Source organism: Melioribacteraceae bacterium, from assembly GCA_030584085.1.
GTDB lineage: Bacteria > Bacteroidota > Ignavibacteria > Ignavibacteriales > Melioribacteraceae > SURF-28.
The window spans coordinates 2,295,555-2,308,596 of sequence record CP129490.1 but is presented as its reverse complement, the minus strand read 5'-3'; the positions used below and the strand labels follow the sequence as shown (position 1 = coordinate 2,308,596).

Genomic DNA, 13,042 nt, shown 5'->3' with positions numbered 1-13,042 from the left:
AAATGGGTAAAAAAATGTTCAAAAAATTATATATAAATACAATAATATTCTTGATATTATTTGTGCAGATAGCTGCACAAAAACAAAATGATATCTATTATGATATAGCAAAGTCAATTGATCTTTTTGGACGCGTGTATAAGGAAATTACTTTACGTTATTTAGAAGAAATAAATCCTCGTGAATTTATGCTTGCCGGAATAGAAGGAATGTTAGGAACACTTGATCCTTACACTGTTTATCTTGATGAATCCAGCCAAAAGGATATTGATTTAATGACAACCGGAAAGTATGGTGGAATTGGGGCAACAATTGGCTTGCGAAACGATAAAATTATTGTTGTCGATTTAATTGAAGGATATTCTGCACAGAGACAAGGTATTAGAATTGGTGATGAAATAGTTAGAGTAGATTCCATCTCACTTAATAAAAATAACTACGATCAATTAAGTCTTTATATGAAAGGGAATCCGGGAACTTCTGTCTCTGTTACAGTTCTTCGTGATGGAATTTTCGGTGAGCTTGTATTCGATTTAATCCGTGAAGAAGTTGAAGTAAAAAACTTGACTTATTTTGGTTTTCTACCAGATGAAAGTAATACTGTCTTTTTGAAATTAAGCGGATTTTCAAGAACGGCTGGAGAAGAAATTAAAAATGCTATCCTGGAATTACGTAATGAAAGAGAAATTAAATCAATAATTTTAGATTTACGAGGAAATCCAGGCGGTTTACTAGATGCCGCGATAAGCGTTGCGGATAAATTTATTAAAAAGAATCAACTTATAGTAAGCGTTGTTGGACGCGACTCCGATGCAATGCAACAATATTTTGCAGTAGAAGAACCTATAGCCGGAGAAGCTGATTTAATAGTATTAATCGACGGCGGTTCGGCTTCTGCATCCGAAATAGTTGCTGGTGCGATTCAAGACCATGATAGAGGAGTAATTCTTGGAACTGATTCATTCGGAAAAGGTTTAGTGCAAAATGTAATTCCTTTATCCTCCGAAACGTCATTAAAAATAACTACGGGCAAGTATTTAACTCCAAGTGGCAGATCAATTCAGAAATTAAGCTATGCAAAAGAAAATCTTCTTGCATCCGATACGACTTTTGTAATTATTGAAGAATACCGTACCGATATGAACAGGAAAGTTTTTTCCGGTGGTGGAATTGAACCGGATACCAGTGTGACTAATGATTCTGATTCCGAGCTAATTCAAAAACTAATTGCGCAGGGTTTATTTTTCAAATTCGCTACAAATTATTTTAATACAAATGAAGTAATTTCTTGGAACGAATTAGATAAGGAAGAAATATTCCTCTCATTTAAGGATTACTTTCAATCACAAAATATTAACATAACGCATAATATTGAAAATCAACTTGAGCAGCTTAAGCAATTATTGGAAGAAGAAAAATTAGATGGTAAAATTACTCAACAACTAAGCGAACTCTCAAAGAGTATCAAAGATGCACGAATTAGCGAACTGGACACTTTCAAATATGATGTGCTTCAAGAAATTCATAAAGAAATATCGGCAAGAATTGACGGAAGAGAAGGAAGAATCCGTGCCTCTTTAGAATATGATGTACAATTAAAATCAGCGATTAGTTTACTGAAATCTAACGAGAGGTATCAGCAAATACTTGCTTTAGCGGAAGAAAAAAAATAGGTATCCAATGTTAAATTTGAAAATTCTTTATAAGACTGATCCCAGAATTCATTTTTGTCCCGATTGCAAAAAACAAGGTGGTCTAAAAAAATCTCGTTCCAGAAATTTCTATGAAAAATTTGTAAAGTTTTTAACACCATTTAGCATGTATAGATGTCAATTATGCGGATGGAGAGGATTCAAATCCGGATATCTTATTAAAGCAGCTTCATTTAAATCATTATTCATTTACTTCTTCTTATTTGCTATTACAATCATGGTAGTCAGTTTCATTCTAAAAAGATTTATAATTAAGTAACTAGCTGACTAGCTATTTAGTATGATATACAGTTCCTCTTTTGACTTAAAGTTCTTTAAATAGAATACACGCGTATTTTCCATATGATTACTCATCCAGCTTAACAGTATTTTGATCCTATCTAAATCACGCTCCTCGGATTTGGAAATTAAATTAATTTTTCCGTCAAAATAATCATCCAATACTGTTTCAAATAATGATGGATTATCTAATCCGTAATCTTTTATATAAAGTCTTCCTTCAACTAAAAGAATATAATCTTTCCCTCCACTATCAGAAACTTCAATAAAAACTTTTGCTGAATTTATCGGTTCTGCCAGTATTGCCACTTTTTTAATTTGCGCGAGTAGTAAATTGATTGTGTCTCTGACTTCAGCGGCTTCCTCAAATTTTTCCTTTTCGGAAAAATTTTTCATTCGAATAATTAATCTTTCTAAGGCAGAGTCATTTTTGCCGGAGAGAAAACTATAAACTTTTTCCAATTCATTTTTGTATAGATCCTTAATACCGTTTTTCTCACATGGAGCTGTACATCTCTCAATATCCGCAAGATAACATCTTTTACTTTTTTTGAATTCCTTATCCGTGCATTCACGAAGCATAAATGATTTATCAATAATTTCAATAATTGCTTTTGAAGAATCACGTGAAGAAAAAGGACCGAAATAATCGTTACCATCAAAATCAAATGTCGATGTTGATAAAATTTTTGGAGCCGGTTTATTTTTATCTACTTTTAAAAAATAACTTTGTCCATATTTTTTGAGTTGAGTATTCAGTTTGGGATTATATTTTTTTATCAATTCCGATTCGGTAATTAATGCCACTAATTCGGTATTAGTCTTTTGGTGCGAAATTCGCGAAGCTCCATTAACAATTTTTTTAGCTTTTCGAATTGCGGTGGATGAAAAATAATTGCGAACTCTATCTTTAAGAGATTTTGCTTTCCCAACGTAAATGATTTCGTCTTTGGCATTTTTGAAGAAATAAACACCCGGAGTATCCGGAAGCGACGAAAAATCATCACTTAATTTTTTCTTAATAAGTTTATAAGATTTTTGTTGAGGTAGGTTTGCAAAGTTTTTTAAATGACTTACGTCCTCAACATGATACTCATCTTGCAGCACTCGAATCATCTTATCTAATATTTTTGCGGTAGCTAGTGCATCACCAAGTGCACGGTGGACATGAACGTGTTTTACTCGCAGATATTTAACTAGATTTCCTAAAGATTTACTTGGTAACGACGGATAAAGTTTACGAGCTATCTTTAATGTGCAAACTTTTGGAATTTCCTTTACATCTTTCCCGGCTCTTAAAAATTCTGATCGCAAAAATGATAAATCAAACTGTAGGTTGTGAGCTACTAATATTGAATCACCAATGAAATTCTCAATCTCATCAACAATATCTTCAAAGTAAGGAGCATTCAGTACATCTTCATTGGTAATTCCGGTTAGTAGTGTTATTTGATAAGGAATTTGCGAACCGGGATTTATTAATGATGAGTAGGTATCGATTACTTTCCCATTTTTAACTTTCGCAATTCCGACTTCAATTGCCCGGGCAAATTTTGAAGATGTACCGGTGGTCTCAAAATCTAAAACGGCAAATTGTGCTTCTTCTATAGTTAATTCAGAAATCTGAACTTCTTGTTTATTAACAGTTTTGTTCATCTTCAAATATCGTCTAAAATTGTCTATATTTACAATTCACTAAAGAAAGAATTATGACTATAAATATACTATTCATCGGTGACATTATTGGCAAACCCGGAATGGAAATGGTGCAGACTTGGCTTCCCGGATTAAAAAATAAATACCGCACAGATTTTATTATAGCAAATGGAGAGAATTCATCAGATGGAAAAGGATGTACAGAAAAAGAAGGTAAAGTTCTTTTTGATCTTGGTGTTGATGTTATAACAGGTGGAAATCATACCTGGGATAAACATCAATCGCAAGATTACCTTCGATCAGATGTTAGAGTATTAAGGCCATTAAATTATCCACGAGGTACATACGGTAATGGATTTATTATTTCCGAAACTAAGAAAGGCAAGATTGCTGTAGCGAATTTACAAGGCAGAACTTTTATGGCTTCAATCGATTGTCCCTTTCGTGGAATGGAGTGGGCACTTAATAAGATTAGCAGTGAAACTAAAGTGATTCTAGTTGATTTCCATGCGGAAGCAACAGCAGAAAAACAAGCGATGGCATTTTTCTTAGACGGTAAAATTTCTGCATTGATTGGAACCCATACACATGTCCAAACTGCTGATGAAAGAATTCTACCAAACGGAACAGCTTATATAACCGATAGCGGTATGACAGGTCCATATGAATCTGTCATCGGGATGAAACAGGAAGCAGCGTTGAACAGATTTTTATATTCCACACCGCAGAAATACCAGACTGCTGAAAATGAAAGACACTTATGTGGTATCTTCTTAAAAGTAGATCCTGATACAGGAAAAGCTCTGCATATTGAGAGAATTCTAATTCCCGAATTTGAAAGAACAAAAAATGAGATTTAAAAGCTTTTGGAGAAGCAATGATATTAATCGATGGCAAAAAAGTTTCAAATGATATTAAGTCTGAGTTAAAATCTAAGATAGACGAACTAGCAGCTCAGAACAAAATGGTTCCCGGACTTGTAACGATTCTAGTTGGTGACGATCCTGCTTCTAAAGTGTATGTTTCTTCCAAAAACAAAGCTTGTACTAAGATTGGAATGCATTCGAAAATTGAACAATACGATTCATCACTAAGTGAAGATGAATTGTTGGATTTAGTTAAAAAGTATAATGAAGATTCGAATTACCATGGGATATTAGTTCAACTACCGTTACCCAAACATATTGATGAAAACAAAATAATTGAAGCAATTTCACCTGCGAAAGATGTTGATGGATTTCATCCGGTAAGTGTCGGCAATATGGTTATCGGCAAAGATACATTCCTGCCATGCACACCTTACGGTATTTTAGAATTATTGAAAAGATATGGAATAGAGACTTCAGGTAAACATGTTGTAGTTGTCGGACGAAGTAACATAGTCGGTAAACCAATTGCAAACATAATGCTGCAGAAAAAAGAAGGTGCAAATTCAATTGTAACAATCTGCCATTCGGCAGCCATGGATTTAAGCTATTTTACTAAGCAAGCTGATATTTTAATAGCAGCAATTGGCAAAGCAAATTTTATTACAGCAGACATGGTTAAAGAGGACGTCGTAATAATTGATGTTGGAATAAACAGAGTTGACGACAATTCAACAGAAAAAGGTTATAAAATTGTAGGTGATGTAGATTTTGATGAAGTAAATGAAAAAGCTTCTTATATTACGCCAGTTCCCGGTGGGGTTGGTCCAATGACTATAGCTATGTTATTAAGTAATACATACAAAGCTTATCTCAAAAGTGAAAAATAAGAGACTAGTAAAATGAATAAGACAATTGACAAAATCGTATCACAAGTTTTTACTGAAAAAGCATTACACGAATTTTATTGCATTGGCAATACATGCACCGGGTGGGAGAGAAATGTTGTTGATCAGCCCGAAGCTGTTAAAAATATAATTAATCATGGCGCTGACAGAATTGCGGCTGGTATTGGTATTGGTAACGAATTGGACGATACTAGTATCGCAAGAAAAATCGATCACACCATGCTGAAACCTGATGTTACACCAAAAGAAATAATTCAGCTCTGTAAAGAAGCACGTGAATACACTTTTGCATCGGTTTGCATCAATCCGTCTTATGTGAGTTTATGTGCTGAACAATTGAAAGGAACTCCGGTTAAAGTTTGTACCGTAATAGGGTTCCCATTGGGTGCAAATACTACTAAGATAAAAAGAGAAGAAGCAGAGGAAGCTTTGAGAAATGGTGCACAAGAAATTGATATGGTCATTAATGTTGGTATGTTAAAACAGGGTGAATATGATTATGTTTTCAATGATATTAATCAGGTCGTACTAGCTGCTAAAAAATATGATGCAATTTGCAAAGTAATTATTGAAACGTCTCTATTAACCGATGAAGAAAAAATTAAAGCTTGTTTAATTAGTAAAAAAGCGAAAGCAGATTTTGTAAAAACATCCACCGGATTTAGTACAGGCGGCGCAACAGTCGGCGACATCGCATTGATGAAATATGTAGTAGGAAGTACCATAGGTGTAAAAGCATCCGGAGGAATTAGAACAAGAGAAGATGCCGAAGCAATGGTTGCTCATGGTGCCGATAGAATTGGCGCATCTGCGAGCGTTAAAATTGTAAAAGGTGAAAGTGACGGTAAAGGCGGTGGTTATTAATGGTTTTGGATCTAATAATTGATAATTCCGGCGACGGTTATACCGCTGAAATTCCGTCGATAAAAGGTTGCGAATGCTGGTCGAACGATGAAGACGAAGCCATCACAAAATCTATTGAACTTCTTTCTTACTATTTAAACCTTTCTCAAGACCATGAAATTGTTGTTGATAAAGCCCGCAAGTCATCAACAAAAACTGTTTACAAATTAGTGTTTGATAAATAGCATGCACAAGTTTCTTACCGAAAAAAGATTAAGTAAACTAAAAAATGCATTAAACCAACGTCAATTTTCACTTGGTGTTATACTTGAAAATATTCACGACCCTCATAATGTAAGTGCAATATTCAGAACTTGTGATGCGGTCGGTATCCATAAAGTATCCTTAATCTATAACTTGGAAAAATATCCTAAGATTAGTAAAGTGACTTCAGCTTCTGCATTTAAGTGGGTCAAAAAGGAAAAGTATTCTTCGGTTGAGGAATGTTTTAATACATATAAGCAAAATGGATTTAAAATTTATACTAGTCTTCTTGATGAGAAATCAATCAACATGTACGATATAGATTTTACGGAGAAGAGTGTTATCGTCCTAGGAAATGAAAGCAGAGGTGTTTCTAAAGAAGCAGTACAATTTGCTGACAGCACTTTTTATATCCCGATGCGTGGTATGGTTCAAAGTTTGAATGTTTCTGTAGCAGCTGCTGTTACTTTATACGAAGCACAAAGACAACGATATGTTAGCGGGATGTACGATCGAATGGATATAAGTGATCAAGAATTCGAAAAACTTCTCGACGAGTGGTCTCGAAAATGATGCAAACGATAAAAAAAATAAACAAAGTTAAAGGAGAATTAACTCTACCCGGAGACAAATCAATATCCCATCGGTCGGTATTCTTTTCGTCACTTGCAAATGGTACATCTAGAATTATTAATTTATTAGAAAGTGAAGATATATTATCGACAATAAATTGTTTCAGAAATTTAGGATGCTCAATTCATAAGATAAACGAAGAATATATTGTTGAGGGAAATGGTTTACATGGATTGACAAAGCCGGATAAAATTTTAGACGCCGGGAATTCCGGAACAACCGCTCGTTTGATAAGTGGAATCTTAGCCGCACAAAAATTTGAATCGAAACTGATGGGTGATTCTTCACTCTCAAAACGACCCATGAAACGGGTAGTTGAACCGTTAAGAGAAATGGGTGCTGTTATTGAATTAAATAATGATCAATATCTTCCAGCGAAGTATTTACCATCAAAAAGTTTACATCCCATTGTTTACGAAATGAAAGTTGCAAGTGCGCAAGTTAAAAGCGCAATTTTATTAGCAGGTTTACATTTGGATGATGAAACCACGGTTATCGAAAAGGATCATACACGTGATCATACAGAAAGAATGTTGAATTGCAGAATTGAAGAAGTTGAAAATAAAAAGTTAATACATGTTTCTCAAAAAAATTATCCGGTTGCTAGGGATTATGTAATTCCTTCCGATATTTCAACAGCAGCCTTTTTTATTGTATTGACGCTGTTGAGTGAGTCGAGTGAACTTCAGTTAAAAGATGTTTCATTAAATCCTTCTCGAACCGGAATTATTGAAGTTCTGCAATCGATGGGTGGATTAATAAAACTTGAAAACCAAAGAACAGTTGCCGGAGAAGAATTAGGTGATATAATTGTAAAATCATCTCAATTGAAAAATATAAAAATTGATCACACAATTATTCCCAATATTATTGATGAGATTCCAATTTTATCAATTGCCGGAATATTTGCTCAAGGTATTTTTGAAATTAGGGGAGTAGAAGAACTTAGATTTAAGGAATCCGATAGAATCAAATCCTTGTGCGATAATTTTATAAAACTCGGTCTTGAGGTTAGCGAATATGAAGATGGTTTTTCCATCAACAGTGATATAAAAACTAAACCAACATTTTTCGAAAGTTTTGGTGATCATAGAATTGCCATGGCGTTTGCAGTTTTATCATCATTAGTTTTTGATGAAACACAAATAAAAGATTTCGAATGTGTTTCAATTTCAAATCCTAATTTTTTACAGCAGTTGAATTATATTGCTGGATAATTCTAGAGTTCAATGACTTGATGTTCGAACTTATTAATTAGCACTTGATCGAAAATCCATTTAACAATATCCAAACCGTATTTATGAGCGAAATAAATGAAGCTCAATTCTCTTTCTTGCAGATTGCTGTTTGGATAAAGAATTGTGCGAACTTTTTCAATTTGCCGAAGAGCTGTTTCATGTTGTCTTTCTCGAGCTTTTTTTGCTTTCCCCAATAACTGATCAACATTATTTAACGATCTATCTCGTCCTTTGTCTACAGCATCTGCCAAGGTTGGATCTAATGATTCTATCTCATGCTTGAGCTTTTTAAATAATTCCGTCATCGATTTTCTTGAATCTTCAAACGCTGAATCAACATTAATATCAGAAAGTAAACCTAGAATTTTCTCGTTCAGTGTATCCTCTTCACTAAAGAAGTCGAGAAATTTCAGTTTATATTTTTCAATAATATCTTTGTGATTAGATTCAAGAATAGTGATTGAAGAGCGTGGATAAACGATCGGCTGCTGTAACCCAAACTCTTTATACATCGGGATTACTTGTGCAAAGTAACTTACTTCACCCGGACCGGCAATGTACATAGCTGTAGGGAAGAGGAAGTCTTGACAAATCGGGCGCAGCAAAACATTTGGACTGAATCTAGCGGGTTCTTCTTTTAAGATATTCAACAGTTCATCTTTGGTAAACTTTTTTCTTTTTCCTTTTAACCGGAATTCATCATCAACCGGTTCTAGTAAAAATCTTCCTTCATTTTCATTTAGAAAAATGTTGATCGGTTTTATTTTTATTTGTGCGTGGTAATATTCCTCTAAATCGGCACTTGTTCTAACAACATCTTCACTGTGTTCTCTAAAATCCTCAATCTCTTTTTTGAAAATAGGTTTCAGAAGTTTTTTTACTCTGGGGTCGGTTGGATTGAATATGATCAAACCTGATTCATCAAAGAATTCAAACAGTAAATCATAGAACGCTTCAAGAAAGGTTTTTCCTGGTTGATAATGATTTTTTAATAAATCAAGAACTTCCTTTTTGAAATCTGTTTCTCGAAGTGATTCGCTTAATTCATTAAAAAGATCGTAAATATTATTACTTAATTTTATTTCGGCAACTGGTCCGCGGTTTGTTTCTTCATCTAATCCATCATCATAACTGATACTTTTTAACAAATTTGTATTGTCGATTATTTTAGTTGTTCTTACTTCATCAAAATCGTGATCGTCACCTTCCAGCCAAAACACGGGAATAAATTTGTACTGGTCATGTTCTTCTTTGAGATGAGCACATAGTTTAATTGCTGTGATGATTTTATAGAAGGTATAAAGTGGACCGCCGAATATGCCGAGCTGCTGACCGGTTACAATGGCAATGGTTTTATCATCATCAAGGGAGTTTATGTTTATTTCTGTTTGCTTTGATAGCTGTTTACCATCATATTGAGCTTTAATAATATTCTTTAATTCCGATAAATGATAGCGCTCATGAGATGTCACGCTTTCGAATATTTCGGCATATTTATCCGTATCGCGAAAATTTATTTTGTAGAATCTTTCAGCATTTTCAAATTCATATAAATAATCTAAGAACAAATTTTGATGAGCTGGTAAATCGGCAAAATTTATGAACATTGTGTCCTCTTATTTCTTAAGTACAAAGATAAAAAAGATTATCACTTTTTGTAACGTTCATAAAATTCAATAATAATTGTTAAATAAATTGTGAATTTGCCTTATATTAAATAACTAAACAAAAATAAGTTAGGAGAGCAAGTGCAGAATAAATATTTGATCACAGTTGATCTTGGGGGCACAAAAATATTATCTGCTTTAATTAATAGTAAAAATGAAATTGTTGATAGATACAAAGAACCAACGAAAATTACAGGTGAAATTGATCCGATTATTGAAGGAATTGCAGACACGGTAAAATATCTATTAAAAAATAATTCACTTGAAGAGAAAGATATAAAAGCTATTTGTCTTGGGGTCCCGGGTACGGTAAGTCCCATAACCGGGATAATAGGAAATGCACCCAATCTTGGAATAACAAACTTTAACATAAGAGAAGCGCTATCCAAATATTTCAACATCCCAATTTTAGTTGAAAATGATGTTAACCTTGCCGGGTTGGGAATTAAATTTGCTGAGTTAAAAGATGAAGTAAAAAACATGCTTGTAGTTTTTGTTGGAACTGGAATTGGCGCGGCTTTATTTGTAGATGGCAGTTTATACCGAGGATCATCTTTTTATGCGGGCGAGATCGGTCATATAAAAGTTGATTCGAAAGGTAAGGTAAATACAACAAAAGGTTCAACTTTCGAAAACATTGCTAGTAGAACAGCGGTTGTTGATTCAATTGTGAAGGATATTAAAAAAGGTAAGAAGAGCGAACTTAGTGATTTGGTTAAATCCGGTAAAAGAATTAAGAGCAAATCCATAAAAGCTGCTGTTGCATCTGATGATAAAGTGGTGGTCAAACATTTAACAAGATCGGCTAAAGTGATTGGTAATGTTCTAGGAAGCATTACAACTTTATTGAATTTGGATACTATAATATTAGGCGGCGGTGTTATTGAAGCGATGAGTGATTTTATGATGCCGAAAATTGGCAAGGCTTTTCAAAAATCTGTCTTAGCGGAACCGGGGAAAATTGTTACGCTAGATTATACTAAGCTTGGTGACGATGCGCCTTTATATGGCGGAATAATGTTAGCTCAAGAGTTTATCGACAATTGAGAATCGAATTTACGCTCAATTGATTCTAACTCGGATGAGATTTCAGTCCATTGATTGTAAGTATCTTCTATAGATTTTTGTACTTCAATGTACCTTTGTTTATGCTTCTTTATTTTTTCGGCTTCATTGTAAATTGTTGGATCGGCTAAGGAGTTTTCTAACTCTAATTTTTCTGTTTCCAGCTTTTCAATCTCTTTTTCAACAGTATCCAATTTATCTTTTAGTGAAAGTGTAGCTTTATACTTCTCCTGGCGAATTTCGGCTATCCTTCTTTTCTCTTCTTTCTTAATGTTTTTTTGTTTTGATGAATTATCACTTTGGGTAATTTCATCATTTTTCTTCTGAAGATAATAGTCAATTGATCCGGGATAATGTTTTATTCGTGAATTTTTTATCTCGATGACTTTATTAACTATCGGTCGAAGAAAATCAACATCGTGGGAAACAATTATCAAAGTTCCGTTAAATTTTATAAGCGCATTTTGTAAAACTCGCTTAGATTCATAATCAAGATGGTTTGTCGGCTCATCGAGAATTATTAAGTTAGCTTTTTGAATTAAAATTTTTGCCAATGCTAATCGACTTTTTTCTCCGCCGGAAAGTACTTTAACTTTCTTGAAAACGTCATCATCCGAAAAAAGAAATGAACCGAGAATTGTTCTGATTCTTCCGGGAGTTAAATCATCCGAAACTTCACTTAATGTATCTATCAAATCATTCTCGGGATTTAATTGCTCCGTAACTTCTTGTGCATAGTAAGAGACAGAAGTATTATGACCAATTAATACTTCACCTTTTGTTTGAGATAAATTCCCGGATATAATTTTTGCTAACGTAGTTTTCCCAGCACCATTCGGACCGACAAAAGCGATTTTATCACCGCGATGAATTTGCAGATCAACATTTTCAAAAACCGGTTGAACATTGTATGTCTTTGAAACATTTTTGATATCAACAGGAACAGCTCCACTTCTTTCTGCTTCAGGAAAATGAATTTCAATTTTATTTTCAGATTCGGGTGCATCAATTTCTTCAAGTCGTTCGAGCATTTTTACTCTACTTTGAACTTGGCGAGCTTTTGAGGCTTTATATCTAAATCTTTCAATAAATCTATTAAGCTGCTTTACTTCTCTTTCTCTATTCTTAAGCTGATTAACTAATTGTTCGTCACGCTCTTTCTTAAATTTTAGATACTTTTCATAATTGCCGTTAAATGTGTTCACTTTTTTATTGAATATCTCAATAGTTTTTGTCGTAACGCTATTTACAAAATGTTGATCATGGGAGATTAAAATTAGAGTACCTTTAAAATTCTTTAGAAAGTCAATCACCCATTGGAGTGAATCAATATCTAGATGGTTAGTCGGTTCATCAAGCAAAAGAATATGATTATCTGCGAGTAGAATTTTCGCAAGTTCAATTCTCATTTGCCAACCGCCGGAAAATTCATCTGTGTATCGATAAAAATCCCTTTCGCTAAATCCGAGACCACTTAATACTTTGCCTATCTTAGAATCTATCTCATAATAACCGGATTCTTCTTTTTGATGATGAATGTCTCCAAGTTGATGAATTAATTTTTCTTTTTCAATTTCATCCGTAATTGATTTTAATTGAGCATTTATCCTTGCTTCTGCATCATCAAGTTCGTTTGCATTGCGGAAAGTCTTCTTAACTTCATCGAACAATTTACTCCCTTTGAAGTGAAGAAAATCTTGTGGTAAGTAACCGATCTTCAATCCTTTTTGTGTTTGGATTAAACCGGACTCAGGCTGTTCTGTTTTGTTTATAATTTTTAATAGTGTTGATTTGCCGGTTCCATTAGAACCAACAAGAGCAAATTTATCGCCGGAATTAATTCTGAGATTTAGTTTTTCAAATAAATACTCACCGGTAAATTGAACAGAAATATCAATAAGATCTATCATA

General features: G+C 33.8%; 11 protein-coding genes. 8 read left to right on the top strand and 3 right to left on the bottom strand.

The features are described from left to right. The first annotated feature begins 14 nt into the window (after nucleotides 1-14). On the top strand, nucleotides 15-1,673 hold the full coding sequence (locus QY331_10490; GenBank protein WKZ68381.1) for a S41 family peptidase: 1,659 nt from the start codon (nucleotides 15-17) through the stop codon (nucleotides 1,671-1,673). Between the two features lie 306 nt (nucleotides 1,674-1,979). Here QY331_10490 and QY331_10485 read toward each other — a convergent pair whose 3' ends face one another. After that, nucleotides 1,980-3,647: an exonuclease domain-containing protein gene (locus QY331_10485; protein WKZ68380.1), complete on the bottom strand. Its 1,668-nt coding sequence runs from the start codon at nucleotides 3,645-3,647 to the stop codon at nucleotides 1,980-1,982. 53 nt (nucleotides 3,648-3,700) lie between these two features. On the opposite strand from QY331_10485, the gene QY331_10480 reads away from it, so the two are divergent. Genes QY331_10480 through aroA form a run of 6 tightly spaced genes read left to right on the top strand, consistent with a single transcriptional unit; the run spans nucleotide 3,701 to nucleotide 8,378 of the window. Further along, nucleotides 3,701-4,507, top strand: coding sequence for a TIGR00282 family metallophosphoesterase (locus QY331_10480; protein ID WKZ68379.1), 807 nt, complete (start codon nucleotides 3,701-3,703; stop codon nucleotides 4,505-4,507). Nucleotides 4,508-4,524: 17 nt separating this feature from the next. Next, nucleotides 4,525-5,403: a bifunctional methylenetetrahydrofolate dehydrogenase/methenyltetrahydrofolate cyclohydrolase FolD gene (folD, locus tag QY331_10475; GenBank protein WKZ68378.1), complete on the top strand. Its 879-nt coding sequence runs from the start codon at nucleotides 4,525-4,527 to the stop codon at nucleotides 5,401-5,403. 12 nt (nucleotides 5,404-5,415) lie between these two features. Further along, nucleotides 5,416-6,285, top strand: a complete 870-nt coding sequence (gene deoC / locus QY331_10470; GenBank protein ID WKZ68377.1) for a deoxyribose-phosphate aldolase — start codon at nucleotides 5,416-5,418, stop codon at nucleotides 6,283-6,285. After that, on the top strand, nucleotides 6,285-6,509 hold the full coding sequence (locus tag QY331_10465; GenBank protein ID WKZ68376.1) for a hypothetical protein: 225 nt from the start codon (nucleotides 6,285-6,287) through the stop codon (nucleotides 6,507-6,509). The genes deoC and QY331_10465 overlap by 1 nt, the downstream gene beginning before the upstream one ends. A gap of 1 nt (nucleotide 6,510) precedes the next feature. Continuing rightward, the gene (locus QY331_10460; protein WKZ68375.1) at nucleotides 6,511-7,101 is read left to right on the top strand and encodes a TrmH family RNA methyltransferase; all 591 of its coding nucleotides are present in this window, start codon (nucleotides 6,511-6,513) and stop codon (nucleotides 7,099-7,101) included. Next, nucleotides 7,098-8,378: a 3-phosphoshikimate 1-carboxyvinyltransferase gene (gene aroA, locus QY331_10455; protein WKZ68374.1), complete on the top strand. Its 1,281-nt coding sequence runs from the start codon at nucleotides 7,098-7,100 to the stop codon at nucleotides 8,376-8,378. The genes QY331_10460 and aroA overlap by 4 nt, the downstream gene beginning before the upstream one ends. Nucleotides 8,379-8,380: 2 nt before the next feature. On the opposite strand, the gene bshC is transcribed toward aroA, so the two are convergent. Beyond that, nucleotides 8,381-10,006 (bottom strand): bacillithiol biosynthesis cysteine-adding enzyme BshC, encoded by a 1,626-nt coding sequence (bshC, locus tag QY331_10450; GenBank protein ID WKZ68373.1) that lies wholly within the window; start codon nucleotides 10,004-10,006, stop codon nucleotides 8,381-8,383. Nucleotides 10,007-10,147: 141 nt separating this feature from the next. Between bshC and QY331_10445 the strand changes: the two genes are divergently transcribed. Further along, nucleotides 10,148-11,113, top strand: coding sequence for an ROK family protein (locus QY331_10445; protein ID WKZ68372.1), 966 nt, complete (start codon nucleotides 10,148-10,150; stop codon nucleotides 11,111-11,113). On the opposite strand, the gene QY331_10440 is transcribed toward QY331_10445, so the two are convergent. Continuing rightward, nucleotides 11,092-13,041 carry an ABC-F family ATP-binding cassette domain-containing protein gene (locus QY331_10440; protein ID WKZ68371.1) on the bottom strand — a complete coding sequence of 650 codons (1,950 nt, stop codon included), beginning with the start codon at nucleotides 13,039-13,041 and terminating at the stop codon, nucleotides 11,092-11,094. The genes QY331_10445 and QY331_10440 overlap by 22 nt on opposite strands. Between the last annotated feature and the right edge of the window lies 1 nt (nucleotide 13,042).

Excerpts from the sequence above, each read along its gene's own strand:
- QY331_10485 (WKZ68380.1), bottom strand. The coding sequence starts at position 3,647 with ATGAACAAAACTGTTAATAAACAAGAAGTTCAGATTTCTGAATTAACT.
- aroA (WKZ68374.1), top strand. The coding sequence starts at position 7,098 with ATGATGCAAACGATAAAAAAAATAAACAAAGTTAAAGGAGAATTAACT.
- QY331_10480 (WKZ68379.1), top strand. The coding sequence starts at position 3,701 with ATGACTATAAATATACTATTCATCGGTGACATTATTGGCAAACCCGGA.
- QY331_10440 (WKZ68371.1), bottom strand. The coding sequence starts at position 13,041 with ATGATAGATCTTATTGATATTTCTGTTCAATTTACCGGTGAGTATTTA.
- deoC (WKZ68377.1), top strand. The coding sequence starts at position 5,416 with ATGAATAAGACAATTGACAAAATCGTATCACAAGTTTTTACTGAAAAA.
- QY331_10490 (WKZ68381.1), top strand. The coding sequence starts at position 15 with ATGTTCAAAAAATTATATATAAATACAATAATATTCTTGATATTATTT.
- folD (WKZ68378.1), top strand. The coding sequence starts at position 4,525 with ATGATATTAATCGATGGCAAAAAAGTTTCAAATGATATTAAGTCTGAG.
- bshC (WKZ68373.1), bottom strand. The coding sequence starts at position 10,006 with ATGTTCATAAATTTTGCCGATTTACCAGCTCATCAAAATTTGTTCTTA.
- QY331_10460 (WKZ68375.1), top strand. The coding sequence starts at position 6,511 with ATGCACAAGTTTCTTACCGAAAAAAGATTAAGTAAACTAAAAAATGCA.
- QY331_10465 (WKZ68376.1), top strand. The coding sequence starts at position 6,285 with ATGGTTTTGGATCTAATAATTGATAATTCCGGCGACGGTTATACCGCT.